The organism is Rhodococcus zopfii NBRC 100606 = JCM 9919, assembly GCF_001895025.1.
GTDB classification, from domain to species: Bacteria; Actinomycetota; Actinomycetes; order Mycobacteriales; family Mycobacteriaceae; genus Rhodococcus; species Rhodococcus zopfii.
The window spans coordinates 26,501-45,477 of sequence record NZ_BCXI01000018.1; the positions used below are offsets into that span (position 1 = coordinate 26,501).

Here is an 18,977-nt window from a genome sequence, read left to right on the forward strand (position 1 = left end):
AGCTACGGAGCACACCTGGCCTGGTCCGGACCGTAGCGATGCCCGTGACCGGGTACCGCGTCCAGCGCGAACAGCAGATCCACCGTCGTCTGCAGGAAGCCGACGACCGGCAGCCACGCGGGCAATGGCGCATCGACGCGGGCGCGGGACAGGTCCGGTGCGGACCACAGCAGCGACGGCTGCCACCGAATCACCGGATCCGACGAATTCGCCAGCACCGTCCCGCCTTCCGCCCGCATCGACCCCGCGGGCGGACCGGCAAACATTGCCTCGCAGGGTCCGGGCGCGGTGAGGCCGTCGAACGCGGCGCCGGCACCGACCGCGCCGAGGCTCTGCCCGTAGACGTGCAGTTGCGGGCGGTGCTCCGGATCGAGGGTGTCCAGGTGCGCGCGGACCGCGACCACCAGTGCCGTGGCGGCGTCGACCGCGGCGTCGCGGTCCAGCACGAAGGTCACCCAGCTCGGTGCCGACGAATACTGCACCGCGACGAGCGCGACGTCGTCGCCGTACGCGGATTCGAAGCCCGTCACCGCGGCCGCGTCGATCCAGCCCGAGCCCGTCGGCACCGCGACCACGACGTGCCCGCGGTCGAATCCTCCGGCCCGGTCGAGTTCCCGTACCGCCAGCGCGGCTCGTGCCCGCGCATCCGGCGCCGAATCCAGGCCCACGTACGTTCGGATCGGGGACTCGTCCGATTCGAGGGCGACGAAGCGACGGCCCTGCTCACCGAGGGTTTCCCACGGCACCAGCGACGGCGGTGCGCCGGACACTCCGGCCGGGAGCGGGGTGGTCGGGATGGAGGCGGTGGCCGTCGGTGCGAAGCCGGTGGCGGCGGTGTACCCGGCGGCGGCGATCACTGCGGCCGCCGCGACGGCGCGCACCGGGCCGACGCGGCGGCCGCGGGGGCCGAGTACTCGCGTGAGGACCACGATCAGCGCGGCAGAGGTTACGGCCGTCGCCCAGTGAGCGACACCGACCGGTTCGACGCCCATCGCGGCTCGTAATCCGTTCTGCCACCGGTTCGCCGCGAGCGTCGCCGTCGCGCACAGACCGGCCGACACGACGACCGCACCGCGCCGGTACGCGGTCGATGCGATGTGCCCTGCGCCCCGAGTTCTTTCGCGCACCGCCCGCCCGGCCGCGAGCAGCCCCAGCCCGCACAGCACCGACAACGCCGTGAACACCGCCTGCGTCACCGCGGGCCGCGGCAGCAACGACGGGGCCAGCGAGACACACACCGCAACGGTCACCGTGATCGTCGTCGAGACGCGCGGACACGACAGCACGTCCGGGACCGAGCTCGAAAAGTGCCGGGACCGTGCCGTTTCGAGAACCGCCCCGCTCACGACCACACCCGCGGTCCCGTGACCCCGGCCGCGACAACCGCCGCCAGCCCGAGCACCATCGGCAGCGGTGATTCCGGCCTCGGCGCCCGGTACTGTTGCCGCCACGAATTGACCCGCACCGCAACGGAGGCGACCTCAGCGGCAATCGCACAACCGGGCGTGGCATCCCGATCCGTCGCGCATGCCGCACGCAGGTCCCGCGTCAAATTCCGATCCAGTGCGCGTCGCGCATCCGGGCCGAGCTCGCCACCGGAGTCGCGGGCGAACCGCAGCAGGTCGTACCCGAGATCGTGCGTGCGGCAGGCCGGTTCGAACACCGCGGGCAGGGGCACCGGCGACGAGCACGAACCGTCCGGATCGCTGAGCCGCTCGCCCGCGACCCCGAGCTCGCGAATCGGGCTGTAGTACATCAGCGCTCCGAAATCCGGCGGGAAGGCGGCGTCGGCGGTGTCGGTGTCACCCGATCCGAGCGCGACCACGGTGGCCGACGCGGCGGCATGTTCGGCGGCGGCCGGGACCTCCGCGGCGGGGGAGCCGGCGGCACCCACACAGACGAGGGCGGCGAAGACGCCGACGGTCGTTGCGGCCCGGGCATTCGCGGATCGGATGATCATGAACACCGACGCTAGGAATGCGACACCGGTGTCCGGATCCCACGACGGACCGGTTCGCGGCAGGCTGGGTAGTCCCGGGGTAGGGGCCGGATCTCACTCCACGGTATGACGACAGTCGGCGCCGCGGAATCTAGCGTGGAGACCGTGAAGTCGTTGGTACATGAAGGTGTCCATCACGGCGTGACACTATCGGTCCGGTACGGGCGCGGCCGCTGGTGGAACATCGCGATCGTCGTGACCACGCTGATCCTCTATTCGATTGCGTGGCCGACACTCCAGCTCACCCACGATGTGCCGGCGCCGCTCATGCCGATCATCTCCGGGCTGGCCGTGTTCCCGTTCCTGCTGGTGCGCGCACAGCCGGCGCTCGGCTGGGCGATCTCCGCGGTCGCGGCGATGATCGTGCCGTGGGCGTTCGACCGCATCCCGGGCTACGACTACCCCTGGCAGGTCGTGCACATCCTCGTGCTCCTCGCGCTGCTCGCCACGGTGTGCCTGCGCGAGGAGATGCGCATCGTGCTCGTCGTCTGGCTCGCAACCGTGCTGTTGTTCTTTGCGTACGTTCCCGGCAACGACGGGTGGGGCTGGGCGATCGGGATCACCGCCATCGCGGCGTTCGCGCTGCTCGTGCGCTGGCTCGTGCTGTCCCGCCGTCAGCTGGCCCGCGAGGAGGAGATCAGCGAACTCGAACGCGCTCGTCGAGCGGTGCTCGAGGAGAAGGCGCGCATCGCCCGCGACCTGCACGACATCGTCGCCCACCACATGTCCCTCGTCGTGGTGCAGGCGCAGAGCGCCCCGTACCGGCTGCCGGATGTCTCCGACGAGGTCCGGGCAGAGTTCGAATCGATCGGCGCGCTCGCCCGCGAGGCGCTCAACGAAGTTCGCGGCATGCTCGGTGTGCTGCGCAGCGACGGCACGCTGCCCGAGCACGCCCCGCAGCCGGGACTGGGCCGGCTCGACGAACTGTTCGACGCATCCCGTCGCGCCGGGGTCGACCTCACCGCCCGGGTCGAGGGAGACACCGCGTCGGTGTCCGACAGTGCGGGACTCGCGGTTTACCGGATCTTGCAGGAATCACTCGCCAACGCCGCTCGGCACGCGCCGGGGTCGGAGGTGTCCGTGCAGGTGGTGTGCGGCCCGGACCGGGTGGACGTGACGGTGCGCAACGGCGCTGCCGAGGACGACGACGGAGACCGACCCGCGGTGCAACCGGACCTCGGCGGCGGCAACGGTATCCGCGGCATGGCCGATCGGGCGGCGTCGGTCGGCGGCCGGTTGTACGCGCACCCGCGACCCGACGGTGGATTCGAGGTGTCGGCGTCGCTACCGCGCGTTCCCGCCGCCTAGGCTGGGGGCGATGACCGAGCCGCATGCACCCATCACCGTGTTCATCGCCGACGATCAGGCGATGGTCCGCCAGGGCTTCGGCGCGCTGCTCGCCGCGCAACCCGACATCAGCGTCGTCGGGGACGCCCAGGACGGGAAGGTCGCGGTGCGCGAGGTCGCGCGGCTACGGCCCCACGTCGTGCTCATGGATGTACGCATGCCCGAGATGAACGGACTCGACGCGGCCCGCCACATCCTCGCGGACCGGCGCGAGCCACGCTCGAAGGTCTTGATGCTCACCACATTCGATCTCGACGACTACGTGTACGAGGCCCTCGGGATGGGCGCGAGCGGGTTCCTGCTCAAGGACGCGCCCGCGGACGAACTGGTGCGGGCCGTGCGGGTCGTCGCCGAAGGACAGGCGCTGCTGGCGCCGACGGTCACCCGCCGCCTCATTGCCGACGTGACCCGCCGCCGGACTCCGCGTCGCAGCACCGCACTCGACGTGCTGACCCCGCGGGAAACGGAAGTGCTCGAGTTGATCGCTCAGGGCCTGTCCAATCAGGAGATCGCAGAGCGGTTGTTCGTCGCCGAGCAGACGGTGAAGACACACGTCGGCAAGGTGCTCGGCAAGCTGCATCTGCGGGACCGGGCGCAGGCAGTTGTGGTGGCCTACGAGTCGGGGCTGGTAGTGCCCGGGTGATGCTCAGACCGTTTCGGTCTCTCGTGCGGGTGCGATCTCGACTGCAGCCCGCTTCGGCCGGGCGCGGACGTGGGTCGTGTAGATGGCGAGGCCGACGAACACCAGACCGCCGACGAGATTGCCGAGGACCGTGGGGATCTCGTTCCACACGAGGTAGTCGGCGATGGTGAAGTCGGCGCCGAGCAGCAGACCGGAGGGGAACAGGAACATGTTGACCACCGAGTGCTCGAAACCCATGTAGAAGAACAGCATGATCGGCATCCACATGCCCAGCACCTTGCCGGTCACATGCTTCGACATCATCGCCGCGACCACGCCGGTCGAGACCATCCAGTTGCACAGCACGCCGCGCAGGAACAGTGTCGCCATGCCGGCGGCACCGTGTTCGGCGTAGCCGAGGGTCCGTCCCTCACCGATGTGCATGAGTTTCTCGGCGACGTCGTTGGGTGGGATGGAGTACCCGTAGGTGAGGACGAACGTGATGATGACGGCGACGGTGAATGCACCCGCGAAGTTGCCGACGAACACCAGTCCCCAGTTGCGCAGAACGGCGCCGATGGTCACGCCCGGTCGGCGGTCCAGGTAGGCGATCGGCGCGAGCGTGAACACCCCGGTGAGCAGGTCGAAGCCGAGCAGATAGAGCAGGCAGAAACCCACCGGGAACAGGGCTGCTCCGAGCAGGGCGTTGCCGGTCTGGACGGTCACGGTCACCGCGAACGCCGCTGCGAGCGTGAGCAGCGCACCACCCATGAACGCGCGGATCAGGGTGTCACGGGTGGACGTGAGGACTTTGCTATGGCCGGCGTCGACCATTGCACGGGCCAGTTCGGCCGGCGGGACATAGGACACGGCAACCTCCTGTGGGATCGGAGAAAGTGTCCTGGGCCGCGGTGACCGGTGTGTTGCCTCGTCGTTAGTCCGCGTTGCGTTCCGCTCAGCACAGCCGCAGTCGGGATGTGAGACTTCGCAGCGGGCGAGGTTGCCGATCGAGATGACGCTCACGCCGGTTGCGGGCAGGATGACAGGTGCGACACGGATGCTCTGCAGCGGAGGTGTACATGACGAAGGTCGGGATACTCACCAGCGGCGGCGACTGCCCCGGACTCAACGCGGTGATCCGCGGCGCGGTTCTGAAGGGCGAGACCGTGCACGGCCAGGAGTTCGTCGGATTCCTCGACGGCTGGCGCGGTCTGGTCGAGGGCGACGCGGTGCCGCTCGATCGCAGTTCGGTGCGGGGTCTGTCGAACCAGGGCGGCACGATCCTCGGCACGAGCCGGTTCGGGCCGTATCAGACACCGGAGGGCGGGGCGCAGAACATCGCCCGCACCCTCGACAAGCTCGGGGTCGACGCGGTGATCGCGATCGGCGGGGAAGGGACGGCCGCAGCGTCGAAACGGCTGTTCGAAGAGGGAATCCGAATCGTCGGGGTCCCCAAGACGATCGACAACGACCTCGGCCGCACCGACTACTGTTTCGGTTTCGACACGGCCGTGGAGATCGCGACCGTCGCCATCGACCGGTTGCGTACCACCGGCAACTCGCACAAACGTTGCATGGTGCTCGAGGTGATGGGGCGGCACGCCGGCTGGATCGCCTTGCACTCGGGGACCGCGGGCGGCGCGCACGCCATCCTCATTCCCGAGCAACCGGAGAGCATCGACCAGATCTGCGCGTGGGCGATGAGTGTGCGCGACCGGGGTCGCGCCCCGATGGTCGTCGTCGCCGAGGGCTTCACACTGCCGGACATGACCGAGGCGCACTCGCACAAGGGGCTCGACGGATTCGACCGTCCGCGGCTCGGCGGTATCGCCGAGATCCTGGCCCCGATAATCGAGGAACGCACCGGCATCGAGACCCGCGCGACCGTGCTCGGGCACATCCAGCGCGGGGGAGTGCCCACCGCGTTCGACCGTGTTCTCGCGACCCGGCTCGGAATGGCCGTCACCGATCTCGTCGCCGACGAGGACTGGGGACACATGGTGGCGTTGCACGGAACCCGCATTGCCCGAGTGGGGTTCGACGAGGCGCTCGCGCACCACAAGCTGGTGCCGCAGGAGCGATACCAGGAGATGCGGGTTCTGTTCGGCTGAGTGGTGGTGAGGGCGTCGGGGCCCGCCGTCTAAAATCGAGCCCATGACTGCCGCCATGTCCGATGATCTGCTCGCCTACGACGACGTGCTCGCGAAGTTCGAGCCTGTGATGGGCATGGAGGTGCACGTCGAACTGCACACCGCCACCAAGATGTTCTGCGGCTGCCCGACCACCTTCGGTGCCGAGCCCAATACGCAGGTGTGTCCGGTGTGCCTGGGTATGCCCGGATCGCTGCCCGTCGTCAATCAGGCTGCGGTCGAATCCGCGATCCGCATCGGCCTGGCTTTGAACTGCTCGATCACCCCGTGGGGCCGGTTCGCGCGCAAGAACTACTTCTACCCGGATCAGCCGAAGAACTACCAGATTTCGCAGTACGACGAGCCGATCGCGACGAACGGCTACCTCGACGTCGTGCTGGACGACGGCACTACGTGGCGCGTCGAGATCGAACGTGCTCACATGGAGGAGGACACCGGCAAGTCGCTGCACGTCGGCGGCGCCACCGGACGTATCCACGGTGCGAGCCACTCGCTGCTGGACTACAACCGGGCCGGTGTTCCCCTCGTCGAGATCGTCACCAAGCCCATCGTCGGTGCCGGTGAGCGCGCCCCCGAGGTCGCCCGCGCCTACGTCACCGCGCTGCGGGACCTGCTGAAGTCCCTCGACGTGTCCGACGTGCGCATGGACCAGGGGTCGATGCGCTGCGACGCCAACCTCTCGCTCAACCCGATCGGCGCGAGCGAGTTCGGCACGCGCACCGAGACCAAGAACGTGAACTCGCTCAAGTCCGTCGAGGTCGCCGTCCGCTACGAGATGCGCCGCCAGGCCGCGGTCCTCGTCGCCGGAGGTGAAGTGATCCAGGAGACCCGCCACTTCCAGGAAGGTGACGGCAGCACCTCGCCCGGTCGCCGCAAGGAAACCGCCGAGGACTACCGCTACTTCCCGGAGCCGGACCTCGAGCCGGTCGCGCCGAGCGCCGAGTGGATCGAGGAACTGCGCGGCACCCTGCCGGAGCTGCCGTGGCTGCGTCGCGCCCGCATCCAGAAGGAATGGGGTGTCTCGGACGAGGAGATGCGCGACCTCGTCAACGCCGGTGCTCTCGACCTGGTGATCGCGACGACCGAGGCCGGTGCGCCCGCGTCGGAGGCGCGTTCCTGGTGGGTCGCGTACCTGACGCAGCAGGCCAACACGCGCGAGGTCGAGCTCGCTGACCTGCCGATCACGCCGGAGCAGGTCGCGAAGGTCATCGCGCTGGTCGCCGACGGCAAGCTCACGAACAAGCTGGCCCGGCAGGTCGTCGACGGGGTCCTCGCCGGTGAGGGCGAACCCGAGCAGGTCGTCGCCGCTCGCGGTCTCGAGGTCGTGCGCGACGACTCGGCGCTGCAGGCCGCCGTGGACGCGGCGCTTGCCGCGAATCCGGACATCGCCGACAAGATCCGCTCCGGCAAGGTCCAGGCGGCCGGCAAGATCGTCGGCGACGTCATGAAGGCCACGCGCGGCCAGGCCGACCCGGCGCGGGTCAAGGAACTCGTGATCGCCGCGTGCAGTTGATCTTGAGCCGCTAACGTAGCGGTTCATGGACGCCGCAGTCGCCACTTCCCTGTTCTGGATCGTCGTGGCGGCCGTGGTCGCGCCACTCATCGCGGGAGCCGTGCCGCGCCGGCTGGTACCGGAAGTGGTGCTGTTGCTGGTCGCCGGGATCGTCATCGGGCCCAACGCGCTCGGCTTCGCCGAGGTCGACGGCGGGATCGACATGCTCCGCGAACTCGGCCTCGGCCTGTTGTTCCTGCTCGCCGGCTACGAGATCGACCCCGCTGAGCTGCGCGGTCGCGGTGGTCGTCGCGCACTGATCACGTGGTGCGTGTGCATGGCGCTGGCGCTGGTGACCGTCGCGGCACTCGGCGCGGCCGGTCTCGTGCGGGCCGAGATCGCCGTGGCGATTGCGTTGACGTCGACCGCCCTGGGCACTCTGTTGCCGATCCTCGCGGATCGCGGGCTCGTCGACACTCCGCTGGGGCGGTCGGTGCTCAACCACGGTGCCGTCGGCGAACTGCTGCCGGTGATCGCGATGGCGACGCTGCTGGGGGCACGCGGTGCGCTCGGATCCCTGCTGGTGCTGGCGGCGTTCGCGGTGGTTGCCGTGATCGTGGCGCTGCTGCCCCCACGGATCCTGCGGGAAGGATCCCAGTTCCTGGCGTTCGTACGCCGAACCTCGATGACCACCGCCCAGACGTCGGTCCGGTTGACGATGTTGCTGCTCGTCGGCCTCATCACCCTCGCGGTCGTGTTCGACCTCGATGTGATCCTCGGCGCGTTCGCGGCGGGATTCATCCTGCGTCGGGCGATTCCGACCGGCGACGCCCTGCTCGAGACGAAACTCGACGGACTTGCCTACGGGTTCCTCATTCCGATCTTCTTCGTCACATCCGGAATGGCCATCGACGTTCGCGCGGTCGTCGGCGCGCCCGGGGTGCTCGGGGCGTTCCTCGTGCTGCTGATCCTTGTTCGGGGCGTGCCGGTGTTCGTGTCCACCCGGCTGGACCGTGGCGCGGGTTTCGACACCTCCGAACAGTTGCAGATCGCGTTGTACTCGACAACGGGGCTGCCTCTCATCGTGGCCGTCACGGGGGTCGCAGTCGCGGCGGGGGAGATGACGAATGCCACTGCCTCGATCCTCGTCGCGGCGGGCGCGATCACGGTGCTGATCCTGCCGATGGTTGCAGGCCTGCTGAGGCAATCCGATCGAACGCAGCCGGTGAGTCCGGCCGACGCGGGTCGTTGAGCTCTCGGCATTTCGGTCAGACCCTCCCGCTATGGTTCGAACATGCTTTCGAACAGTGCTGGTGGAGAGATCCTCGAGGTGCGGCTGACCGCCCTCGACGCGATCGTCGACGGCCTGCTCGACGACGACATGACCGGGTTCTCCCGCGACGACCTGGTCGAGTTCTCCCAGCAGCGCTTCGAAACCGTCCTGCGCAAGGCCACCGCGGTCGGGCACCGGGCGGTCGTCGAGGCGGTCGAACGACGGGTTCCCGAAGATCCCGGGTGCCGCTCGATCAACGACTTCCTCATCGGCACCCTGCGGATCTCCGCCGCCGACGCTGCCTGCTCGGTCACCCCCCGAGGAGGTCGCCAAGATCGGCGCGCATCTGCTCGCGTATCTGAACCCGGACGGGGACGCCCCCGACGAGAAGGAAAGCCGCCGCCGCGGCCTGCGGATCGGCAAACAGGGTGTCGACCTCATGACCCCGATCTCCGGGCTCCTCGATCCGGAAACCCGCGCACTGCTCGAACCGGTGCTGGCGAAACTGGCCCGGCCGGGCATGAACAACCCGGACGACCCGGACTCACCGCTCGAGGATGTCGAATCCGAGTCCCTGGACCGGGACGCGTTGGCGAAGGCTGCGGCCCGCGACACCCGCACCGCTGCGCCTCGGACGTGCGAGACGCCTCGCCTCGGCCGATCAGCGGCTGGCGTTGATCGTCGCCTCGCATGGCTGCACCCGGCCCGGCCGTGATGCACCGGCGACGTTGACCGCGGTGCATCACATCACCGAGTGGAAGGCCGACGGTCCCACCGACATCAGCAACGAGGACCTGGCCTGCGACGCCTGCCACGCGCTGGTGCACGAGGGACCCGGCGGCTGGCAAACGAGAGTCGCACCAACAGAGTCGGAGTATCCGGGCCGCACCGACTGAATCCCGCCCCGCACATCGACCCGGACCGGACACCGCGGGTCAACCACCGGCACCATCTCGGGGATCTGCTGGCCGCGGCATTGGCGCACTACCGTGCCCGCCGGGACACCGAGCTGCGCGAACACCGGCGACGGTGGCTGCGGGAACCGGCCGGGGATACGAACAACGGCGAGGTTCCGTAGTTGCATGCGGGGAAAGCACTCGCGGCCGTCGGGGACGGAAGGCCGGATGAGGTCCTCGAACTCGAGGAGGAGAACCACCGTGCCGCGATCGCGGAGAGGTTCACCGCAGTCGGCGCCGACGTCCTCCCGTGATGGCACAGTAGCTGCGACGAAGGGGAAGTAAGGGGACGAAATGGTCTTGCCGCTCATCCCGGTGGCGCTCATCGCTGCCGGTGCTCTGACAGGTGGTAGGGGAGTTGCACTGGGCGGCAGGGGCGTCTGGGATTTGAAGAAGGCCGATGGCCGGATCGAGTCGGCGCGCAGTCGCTACGAAAAGCGGTACGAGGAAACCGAATCGTGTGTCGCCGCGACGAACGAGCGCATAGCCGAGTTGGGTGCCCAGCAGAAGCATGCGATCGAGACCGTGGTGGTCCGGTTCGTCGAGTTCCTCCGGACAATCGAGCAGCAGGTCAGGGGATCGCAGCGGGTGCTCGCCGACGGTGTCGAAAGCGACCAGGCGCGGGTGGCAGGCGGCGAGAACCTGTCCATCGACCCGGTGGCGTGGCTGGGTGGGGTGATCGGGTCGGCGGTCTCGGACGGATGCGGGCGGCGCTCGACGACCCGGATCACGTCTTGGCGTTCTGAACCCTGGATGCTCGGGTCTTGGTGACGTGTGGCTATGGGCGGCCGAGACGTCGCCGATGCGCTTCCCGTCGCGACGTCAGGGAGCCTCGAGCAGTCTGCTCGCAGTACCCCCGGTCGCCCGGCGTCAGTCGAATCCGCCGCCGCCCGCAGGGAACTGGATGCGCACGACGCGGTCGTCGTTCGGTCCCGGCTCGCCACCGTCCTTGTTGACGGTCGAGACCCACAGCAATCCGTCGGCACCCGCCGACGCGCCACCCAGGCGCCCGTACCGATCCTGCACCGCGAGCACCGGGGCCGCGGTGACCGCGCCGGTACCCGGGTCGGTGGCGATCACCGACACGGCTTTGCCGGCGGTGAGCGAGATCGCCACCGCATCGGGGCCGGCGGCGCATCCGGCGAGACCGGGGCGGTCCGGCCACGTCCACACCGGCGCGGCAGCAACGGACCCGTCCGACCCGACCCGCTGCAACCGGTCCTCGAGCGGGGTGCGGTCGGTGACCCACAGATTGCCGATCGGGTCGCGGCACACGTCGCCGGCGGTTCCGATGCCCGACAGCACCACCGTCGGGGCGGGGGCCGGGCCACCCGGAGCGGGCAACGGCACCCGGAGCAACTTCCCCGCCCATGACGCGGGACTCATTGCCGCAGAGGGATTTCCGGTGTCGCCGGTGAGGACGGCAAGATCGGTCGGGGAGACGAACTCGAGGGCACCTGCGTTGCCGTTCGCGCCCCGCGGGATGCCGGTGAACACATCCTTGGGGACATCGCCGGCGGCGATGCGCACCACCCGGTTGTCGGCAGGTGTCGTGATGTACGCGTACAGCAGACGGTCCTCGCCGTAGGTGGGGGACAGCGCCAGGTCGAGCAGGCCCCCGTCGCCCGAGCCGTCCACCGGGATCGTCGCGATCTCCACCGGCTTCGCGCCGGGTGCGACCTGCAGGATCCGCCCCGTGCGGCGCTCGGCCACGAACGCGGAACTGCCGTCCGGCACGGTGACGAGCCCACCGGTGGTGTCGAGGCACGTGGCGACGACCGCCGGATCCGGGTCCACACACGGACCGGGAGGGACCGGCGGGACGGACGGGGTCGTCGACGAGGACGGTGACTGTTCGAGCGGGCCGATGTCGGCGCCACCGTCGAACGACGGTTCCGGAGTGAACGGTGTCGAGGCCGCATCGTCGAACCGGGCGCACGAGGTGACCGTGGCGAACAGGCCGAGCGCCAGTACCAATGCCGGCAGTCGCCGCGAACCCCTCAACCGCGCACCCCTCGTCATGCCGCAAACGTTACCGGCACGCCGAGCGTCTCCTCGGTTCCCGGGTGCTCCTCGCCGCGCGACCTACCCTGGACCATGTGAGCGACAAGGCGAAAGACCACGTACCGGAGCCGGAGCCGTACGAAAATCCGACGCTGGAACTGAACCGTCCGCGTTCGTCGATGCTCGAATCCGACGACGATCTCGACCTGGACAGCGCAGCTTTCGATTCCCGGCCCGCCGGGGGTTTCGATTCCCGGCCCACCGAGCAGATCCACCGGCCGGATCCGCCGGTCGCGCCGGGGACGTACGTGGAATCGGAACCGGCCACCACTGCGCAACCACCGAAGGCGCGCCGCGGCACCCTCGACCTCGGTCTCCTGGTCCTGCGGCTCGTCGTCGGCGGCACCATGCTCGTGCACGGCCTGCAGAAACTCACCGGGCTTTGGGGCGGTCCCGGACTCGACGGTTTCGAGTCGACCGTCACGGACGCCGGGTACCAGCATCCGGCGCTGCTCGCGATCCTCGGTTCCATCGGGGAGGTTGCGGCCGGTGGCCTGCTGGTGCTGGGACTGCTGACACCGCTCGCGGCGACCGCGGTCGTCGCGATCATGATCAACGCGGTGCTGTTCAAACACCACCTCGAACCGGGACTGCAGTACTTCGCGACCGACGAGTCCGGCGTGGAGTACGAGGTGCTGCTCGGGGCGGCGGCGGTGGCGATCGTGCTGACCGGTCCCGGCCGGATCGCGGTCGACGGGGCACGCGGCTGGGCGACGCGCCCGTTCATCGGGTCGTTCGTGGCGCTGCTGCTCGGCGTTGCCGGCGGCGTCTGCCTCTGGTTGTTCGTCCGTTGACTCGTGCGTGGTTTCGGTAGCCGGGGCTACCGAAACCACGCACGGGACGAGCTACGGGAGCTGGCGGACAGCGCCCTTGTCGGCGGAGGTCGCGAGCGCCGCGTAGGCCCGCAGGGCCTTCGACACGACACGGTCGCGGCCGACCGGCTGCCACGGGTTCTCCGAGGCTTCCATCTTCGCGCGGCGCTCGGCGAGCACCTCGTCGTCGACGAGCACCTCGAGGGTGCGGGTGGCGACGTCGATACGGATGCGGTCACCGTTCTCGACGAGACCGATCACACCGCCCGACGCGGCCTCGGGGGAGACGTGCCCGATGGAAAGGCCCGACGTGCCGCCGGAGAAGCGGCCGTCGGTGATCAGTGCGCACACCTTGCCGAGGCCGACGCCCTTGAGGAACGACGTCGGGTGCAGCATCTCCTGCATGCCCGGACCGCCCGCGGGGCCCTCGTACCGCACGACCACCACATCGCCCGGCTGCACCTCTTTGCCGAGGATGACCGACACGGCCTCCTCCTGCGACTCGACCACGAGGGCCGGGCCCTCGAAGCTGAACAGGTCTTCGTCGATGCCGGCGGTCTTGAGGATCGCGCCGTCGACGGCGAGGTTGCCGCGCAGCACGCACAGACCACCCTCGACGGTGTAGGCGTGCTCGATGTCGCGAATGCACCCGCCGGCGGCGTCGGTGTCCAGCGACGCCCACCGGTTGTCCGTCGAGAACGGCTCGGTGGTGCGGACCCCGCCGGGTGCGGCGTGGAACAGTTCGAGCGCCTCGTCGGTGGCCTTGCCCGACCGGATGTCCCAGTCGTCGAGCCACTGGTCGAAGCTCGCGGTGTGCACGGTGTGGACGTCCGTCTCGAGCAGGCCGCCGCGACGGAGTTCACCGAGCAGCGCGGGAATGCCGCCGGCGCGGTGCACGTCCTCCATGTGGTAGTCCGAGTTCGGGGAGACCTTCGCCAGGCACGGCACCTTGCGGCTGATCGCGTCGATGGTCTCGAGGTCGAAGTCCACCTCGCCTTCCTGCGCGGCGGCGAGCGTGTGCAGCACGGTGTTGGTCGAACCGCCCATCGCGACATCGAGTGCCATCGCGTTGCGGAATGCCGCCGGGGTGGCGACGTTGCGGGGCAACACCGACGCGTCCTCGTCGCGGTACCAGCGCTGCGCCGCCTCGACGATCACCGTGCCGGCCTTCTCGAACAGTGCGCGGCGGGCGGCGTGGGTGGCGAGGGTCGAACCGTTGCCCGGCAGCGCCAGGCCCAGCGCCTCGGTGAGGCAGTTCATCGAGTTCGCGGTGAACATGCCCGAGCAGGACCCGCACGTCGGGCAGGCGCTGCGCTCGACCTCGTCGAGGCCATCGTCGCTCACCGACTCGCTCGCGGACGCGGAGATCGCGGTGATCAGGTCGGTGGGGGCGTGCGCGACACCGTCGACGACGACCGCCTTGCCCGCTTCCATCGGACCGCCGGAGACGAAGATCGTCGGAATGTTCAGGCGCATCGCAGCATTGAGCATGCCCGGGGTGATCTTGTCGCAGTTGGAGATGCACACCAGCGCATCGGCGGTGTGCGCGTTCACCATGTATTCGACCGAGTCGGCAATGATTTCGCGGCTCGGCAGCGAGTACAGCATGCCGCCGTGGCCCATCGCGATGCCGTCGTCGACCGCGATGGTGTGGAATTCGCGGGCGACGCCCCCGGCGGCCCGGACCGCGTCGGCGACGATCTCACCGACATCCTTCAGATGGACGTGTCCGGGGACGAACTGCGTGTAGGAGTTGGCGATCGCGACGATCGGCTTGCCGAAATCGGAGTCGGTCAGACCTGTGGCGCGCCACAGGGAGCGGGCACCGGCGGCGTTGCGTCCGACGGTGGTGGTGCGTGACCTCAACGGGGGCATGTGCTGGCTTCCTTCACGGGGCGGGTGGCTGCGCCTGCGGTCGGGCCGGCTGCCGGGCTGGGCAGGGGCCGGGGTGCGGCACTGACGAATTTACCGTTGTGCTATTTCGTGGCGTCATCCGACTCGGTGGCGCGGGCGGCTGCCTCGGCGGCGCGGGCCGCGTCGGCCGCGGCGTACGGATCGGTGATACGCCCGCCGCTCGCCTCGGCGAGCTCGGGGAGCCGGCCGAACGTGACGACGGGCAGCGGTACTTCGGATCCGTCGGTGAGGGTCGCGCGGGCCCAGCCGCGCTTGGGGAAGCGGATTCCCGCGAGGGCGTCCCATCCGATGCGCGTCGTCGAGAACGTGGCGCGGGCGGTGATGCCGTCGGGTCCGACGACGGTGCGTACGCGCAGGATCCACGCGAGGACGAGGAACGGGATCACCAGCATCCACGAGAACGCCGCGGGCCAGGCCATCGCGGGCGAGGCCACCGCGAGGAGCAGAAAGCCGCATGCGAGCAGCGACAGCCGGGAAATCCGAATGACGCGCGTCGTCGTTTCCGGCGTGTGGGATGATGAAGACGGTGGCACGGGCTGCTGGGGAGATGACACCTCACCATCTTCGCACTGCAGCCGAGGCATCTCACATTCTGGGACAGATGACCGAACCAAGTTGACTGTCTGCCTCGCGCGCGCCTACCGTCTAGCGCGTGAATCAGAATGAGTTGCTCGTAATCGGCCGGCGCGTCGTCGCCTGAGCCGCATACTGCAACTCGCCCACGACGCGCCACCCTCGTACAGCAAATGCTGACGAGGGTTTTTTGTTGCCCGGAGCCAGAATCAGAGGAATTCGCAGTGAGCGCACCAACCGCACGGCCTCAACCCTCGCCGCGAAAGCCGGGGTCCACCCCGGCTCCCGCGGCCGCCGCAGCGCAGCCCGGAAACCGCCGCCAGGTCGCCCCCGAGCGGGTCACCGGAGCCCAGTCGGTCGTCCGCGCCCTCGAGGAGCTCGAGGTCGACACGGTCTTCGGCATCCCCGGTGGTGCGATCCTGCCGGTCTACGATCCGCTGTTCGATTCCAAGCGGGTGCGTCACGTCCTCGTCCGTCATGAGCAGGGCGGCGGTCACGCCGCGACCGGATACGCGCAGGCCACCGGCAAGGTCGGCGTGTGCATGGCCACCTCCGGCCCGGGCGCCACCAACCTCGTGACCCCCCTCGCCGACGCCCAGATGGACTCCGTCCCGATCGTCGCGATCACCGGCCAGGTCGGCCGCGGGCTCATCGGCACCGACGCGTTCCAGGAAGCGGACATCTCCGGCATCACCATGCCGGTGACCAAGCACAACTTCCTCGTCACCGACGGCGCCGACATCCCGCGCATCCTCGCCGAGGCCTTCTACATCGCCGCGTCCGGCCGCCCCGGCGCCGTGCTCGTCGACATCCCCAAGGACATCCTGCAGGCGCAGACCACGTTCAGCTGGCCGCCGGAAATGCACTTGCCCGGCTACCGCCCGGTGACCAAGCCCCACGGCAAGCAGGTCCGCGAGGCCGCGCGCCTGATCGCCGAGGCCAAGAACCCGGTGCTGTACGTCGGTGGCGGCGTCATCAAGGCCGATGCGTCCGCCGAGCTGCTCGAGCTCGCCGAGCTGACCGGCATTCCCGTCGTCACCACCCTGATGGCCCGTGGCGCATTCCCCGACACCCACCGCCTGAACTGCGGTATGCCGGGTATGCACGGCACCGTCGCTGCGGTCGCGGCCCTGCAGAAGAGCGATCTGCTCGTCACCCTCGGCGCCCGCTTCGACGACCGCGTGACCGGTCAGCTCGATTCGTTCGCGCCGGACGCGAAGGTCATCCACGCCGACATCGACCCCGCCGAGATCGGCAAGAACCGGCACGCGGACGTCCCGATCGTCGGTGACTGCCGCGAGGTCCTCGTCGAACTCGTCGAGGCGATCCGCGCCGATCTGGCCACCGGCACCACACTCGACTACGCGCAGTGGTGGGCGTACCTCGACGACATCCGTCGTACCTACCCGCTGAGCTACGACCGTCCCACCGACGGCACGCTGTCGCCGCAGTACGTCATCCAGGCTGTCGGCAAGCTCGCCGGCCCGGACGCGATCTACTGCGCCGGTGTCGGACAGCACCAGATGTGGGCCGCGCAATTCGTGGACTACGAGAAGCCGCGCACCTGGCTGAACTCCGGCGGTCTCGGCACCATGGGCTACGCCGTGCCGGCCGCCCTCGGCGCCAAGATGGGCAAGCCCGAGGCCGAGGTGTGGGCCATCGACGGCGACGGCTGCTTCCAGATGACCAACCAGGAACTGGCCACCTGCGCCGTGGAGGGCGTGCCGATCAAGGTCGCGCTCATCAACAACGGCAACCTCGGCATGGTCCGTCAGTGGCAGACACTGTTCTACGACCAGCGGTACTCGAACACCGAACTCGGCACCCACGGGGAGGTCCGCATCCCGGACTTCGTCAAGCTCGCCGAGGCCCTCGGCTGCGTCGGCATCCGGGTCGAGCGGGAAGAGGACGTCGAACCGGCCATCCGCCAGGCGCAGGCCATCAACGACCGCCCCGTCGTCATCGACTTCATCGTCGGCAAGGACGCCCAGGTGTGGCCCATGGTCGCCGCCGGTACCAGCAACGACGAGATCATGGCGGCGCGTGGCATCCGCCCGTTGTTCGACGACGACGAGTCGGCCGCCGAGCCGGCCGTCATCCACGAGGCCATGAACCGCGAGCAGGCCACCGATGCCGCAGCAGGAGAGGATCGTCAGTGAGCACGAGTCACACCCTCAGCGTTCTCGTCGAGGACAAGCCGGGCGTGCTGGCCCGTGTCGCGGCGCTGTTCTCGCGGCGCGGATTCAACATCGAATCCCTCGCCGTCGGGGGAACCGAGGTGCCCGACATCTCCCGCATGACGATCGTCGTGACCGTCGACGAGTTCCCGCTCGAGCAGGTCACCAAGCAGCTCAACAAGCTGGTCAACGTCATCAAGATCGTCGAGCAGGAGGGCGAGGCGTCGGTGGCGCGCGAGCTCCTGCTCATCAAGGTCCGTGCGGACGCCAGCGTCCGCACCCAGGTCATCGAGACGGTGAACCTGTTCCGCGCCAAGGTGATCGACGTCTCGCCCGAGTCGTTGACCATCGAGGCCACCGGCACCCGTTCGAAGCTCGACGCACTTCTGCGGATGCTCGAGCCGTACGGCATCCGCGAGATCGTGCAGTCCGGCGTCGTCGCCGTCGGACGTGGTCCCAAGTCGATCACGGCCACCCGTTAGCCTGAACACACCCCAATTGCTGAAAGAGGTAGGAACTGTGGCAGTCGAGCTTTTCTACGACGACAACGCCGATCTGTCGATCATCCAGGGCCGCAAGGTCGCGGTGATCGGCTACGGCAGCCAGGGGCACGCGCATTCGCTGAGCCTGCGTGACTCGGGCGTCGAGGTGCGCATCGGTCTCAAGGAAGGCTCGAAGTCGCGCGCCAAGGCCGAAGAGGCCGGCCTGACCGTCGGAACCCCCACCGAGGTTTCGGAGTGGGCCGACGTGATCATGCTGCTCGCCCCCGACACGGCGCAGGCGTCGATCTTCAAGAACGACATCGAGCCGAACCTGAAGGACGGCGACGCGCTGTTCTTCGGCCACGGCCTGAACATCCACTTCGGCCTGATCAAGGCTCCGGAGTTCGTCACCGTCGGCATGGTTGCCCCCAAGGGCCCCGGCCACCTGGTGCGCCGCCAGTTCGTCGACGGCAAGGGCGTGCCCGCGCTCATCGCCGTCCACCAGGACCCGAAGGGCGAGGGCCAGGCCCTGGCTCTGTCCTACGCGAAGGGCATCGGCGGAACCCGCGCCGGCGTCATCAAGACGGACTTCAAGGAAGAGACCGAGACCGACCTGTTCGGTGAGCAGGCCGTGCTCTGCGGTGGCACCGAGGAGCTCGTCAAGACCGGCTTCGACGTCCTCGTCGAGGCGGGCTACGCCCCGGAGATGGCGTACTTCGAGTGCCTGCACGAGCTCAAGCTCATCGTCGACCTCATGTACGAGGGCGGCATCGCGCGCATGAACTACTCGGTGTCCGACACCGCCGAGTTCGGTGGCTACCTCTCCGGCCCGCGCGTCATCGACGCCGGGACCAAGGAGCGCATGAAGGACATCCTCAAGGACATCCAGGACGGCACCTTCGTCAAGCGTCTCGTCGCCAACGTCGAGAACGGCAACAAGGAGCTCGAGGGCCTGCGCAAGGAGAACGCCGAGCACGGCATCGAGGTCGTCGGCAAGCAGCTCCGTGACCTGATGAGCTGGGTCGATCGCCCGATCACCGAGACCGCGTAAGCAGGTTTCATCTGTCGCCGGCCCGGCACCCGTTCTCGGGTGCCGGGCCGGTGGCGTTCGTGGCG

Annotated in this window: 19 protein-coding genes; 13 read left to right on the forward strand and 6 right to left on the reverse strand. The window is 69.0% G+C overall.

Translation table 11 applies throughout. From position 1 onward, the window contains the following. Positions 1-2 precede the first annotated feature (2 nt). On the reverse strand, positions 3-1,346 hold the full coding sequence (locus RZ1_RS13575; protein ID WP_083583687.1) for an alpha/beta-hydrolase family protein: 1,344 nt from the start codon (positions 1,344-1,346) through the stop codon (positions 3-5). Then, positions 1,343-1,960, reverse strand: coding sequence for a phospholipase A2 family protein (locus RZ1_RS13580; protein WP_072812782.1), 618 nt, complete (start codon positions 1,958-1,960; stop codon positions 1,343-1,345). Before RZ1_RS13580 ends, RZ1_RS13575 begins: the two co-directional genes overlap by 4 nt. 180 nt (positions 1,961-2,140) lie before the next feature. On the opposite strand from RZ1_RS13580, the gene RZ1_RS13585 reads away from it, so the two are divergent. Further along, a complete protein-coding gene (locus RZ1_RS13585; RefSeq protein ID WP_238072098.1) occupies positions 2,141-3,307 on the forward strand; it encodes a sensor histidine kinase in 1,167 nt (388 codons plus the stop codon). Between the two features lie 10 nt (positions 3,308-3,317). Further along, entirely contained in the window at positions 3,318-3,989 is a 672-nt protein-coding gene (locus tag RZ1_RS13590; protein ID WP_072812611.1) for a response regulator, read from the forward strand. Positions 3,990-3,992: 3 nt separating this feature from the next. Here RZ1_RS13590 and RZ1_RS13595 read toward each other — a convergent pair whose 3' ends face one another. After that, positions 3,993-4,838 (reverse strand): formate/nitrite transporter family protein, encoded by an 846-nt coding sequence (locus tag RZ1_RS13595; protein WP_072812613.1) that lies wholly within the window; start codon positions 4,836-4,838, stop codon positions 3,993-3,995. Positions 4,839-5,047: 209 nt separating this feature from the next. Between RZ1_RS13595 and RZ1_RS13600 the strand changes: the two genes are divergently transcribed. The 7 genes from RZ1_RS13600 (at position 5,048) to RZ1_RS13625 (ending at position 10,610) form a co-directional block, all read left to right on the forward strand. Beyond that, on the forward strand, positions 5,048-6,079 hold the full coding sequence (locus tag RZ1_RS13600) for a 6-phosphofructokinase (protein WP_072812784.1): 1,032 nt from the start codon (positions 5,048-5,050) through the stop codon (positions 6,077-6,079). A 43-nt stretch (positions 6,080-6,122) separates the two neighbouring features. Then, positions 6,123-7,631 (forward strand): Asp-tRNA(Asn)/Glu-tRNA(Gln) amidotransferase subunit GatB, encoded by a 1,509-nt coding sequence (gene gatB, locus RZ1_RS13605; protein WP_072812614.1) that lies wholly within the window; start codon positions 6,123-6,125, stop codon positions 7,629-7,631. 25 nt (positions 7,632-7,656) lie between these two features. Continuing rightward, positions 7,657-8,862, forward strand: coding sequence for a cation:proton antiporter (locus tag RZ1_RS13610; RefSeq protein WP_072812616.1), 1,206 nt, complete (start codon positions 7,657-7,659; stop codon positions 8,860-8,862). 379 nt (positions 8,863-9,241) lie between these two features. Next, a complete protein-coding gene (locus RZ1_RS31335) occupies positions 9,242-9,598 on the forward strand; it encodes a DUF222 domain-containing protein (protein WP_238072099.1) in 357 nt (118 codons plus the stop codon). Between the two features lie 22 nt (positions 9,599-9,620). Next, positions 9,621-9,779, forward strand: coding sequence for an HNH endonuclease (locus RZ1_RS31340; RefSeq protein ID WP_238072097.1), 159 nt, complete (start codon positions 9,621-9,623; stop codon positions 9,777-9,779). Positions 9,780-9,961: 182 nt separating this feature from the next. Next, positions 9,962-10,093: a hypothetical protein gene (locus RZ1_RS31670; protein WP_280522824.1), complete on the forward strand. Its 132-nt coding sequence runs from the start codon at positions 9,962-9,964 to the stop codon at positions 10,091-10,093. Positions 10,094-10,133: 40 nt separating this feature from the next. After that, positions 10,134-10,610: a hypothetical protein gene (locus RZ1_RS13625; RefSeq protein WP_072812621.1), complete on the forward strand. Its 477-nt coding sequence runs from the start codon at positions 10,134-10,136 to the stop codon at positions 10,608-10,610. Between the two features lie 99 nt (positions 10,611-10,709). Here RZ1_RS13625 and RZ1_RS13630 read toward each other — a convergent pair whose 3' ends face one another. Next, positions 10,710-11,861: a PQQ-dependent sugar dehydrogenase gene (locus RZ1_RS13630; RefSeq protein ID WP_072812623.1), complete on the reverse strand. Its 1,152-nt coding sequence runs from the start codon at positions 11,859-11,861 to the stop codon at positions 10,710-10,712. Positions 11,862-11,938: 77 nt separating this feature from the next. Between RZ1_RS13630 and RZ1_RS13635 the strand changes: the two genes are divergently transcribed. After that, the gene (locus RZ1_RS13635; protein ID WP_072812625.1) at positions 11,939-12,697 is read left to right on the forward strand and encodes a DoxX family protein; all 759 of its coding nucleotides are present in this window, start codon (positions 11,939-11,941) and stop codon (positions 12,695-12,697) included. A 51-nt stretch (positions 12,698-12,748) separates the two neighbouring features. Here the strand turns inward: RZ1_RS13635 and ilvD are convergent, their stop codons facing one another. After that, a complete protein-coding gene (gene ilvD / locus RZ1_RS13640; protein ID WP_072812627.1) occupies positions 12,749-14,590 on the reverse strand; it encodes a dihydroxy-acid dehydratase in 1,842 nt (613 codons plus the stop codon). A gap of 101 nt (positions 14,591-14,691) precedes the next feature. Beyond that, positions 14,692-15,162 (reverse strand): PH domain-containing protein, encoded by a 471-nt coding sequence (locus RZ1_RS13645; protein ID WP_072812629.1) that lies wholly within the window; start codon positions 15,160-15,162, stop codon positions 14,692-14,694. 264 nt (positions 15,163-15,426) lie between these two features. Between RZ1_RS13645 and RZ1_RS13650 the strand changes: the two genes are divergently transcribed. From RZ1_RS13650 to ilvC, 3 genes are read left to right on the forward strand one after another with little or no spacing between them, the layout of a single operon-like run. Then, positions 15,427-17,361: an acetolactate synthase large subunit gene (locus RZ1_RS13650; protein ID WP_072812631.1), complete on the forward strand. Its 1,935-nt coding sequence runs from the start codon at positions 15,427-15,429 to the stop codon at positions 17,359-17,361. Beyond that, positions 17,358-17,861, forward strand: a complete 504-nt coding sequence (gene ilvN, locus RZ1_RS13655) for an acetolactate synthase small subunit (RefSeq protein ID WP_072812633.1) — start codon at positions 17,358-17,360, stop codon at positions 17,859-17,861. The genes RZ1_RS13650 and ilvN overlap by 4 nt, the downstream gene beginning before the upstream one ends. Before the next feature lie 37 nt (positions 17,862-17,898). Next, positions 17,899-18,912 (forward strand): ketol-acid reductoisomerase, encoded by a 1,014-nt coding sequence (gene ilvC / locus RZ1_RS13660; protein ID WP_072812635.1) that lies wholly within the window; start codon positions 17,899-17,901, stop codon positions 18,910-18,912. The last annotated feature ends 65 nt before the right edge of the window (positions 18,913-18,977 follow it).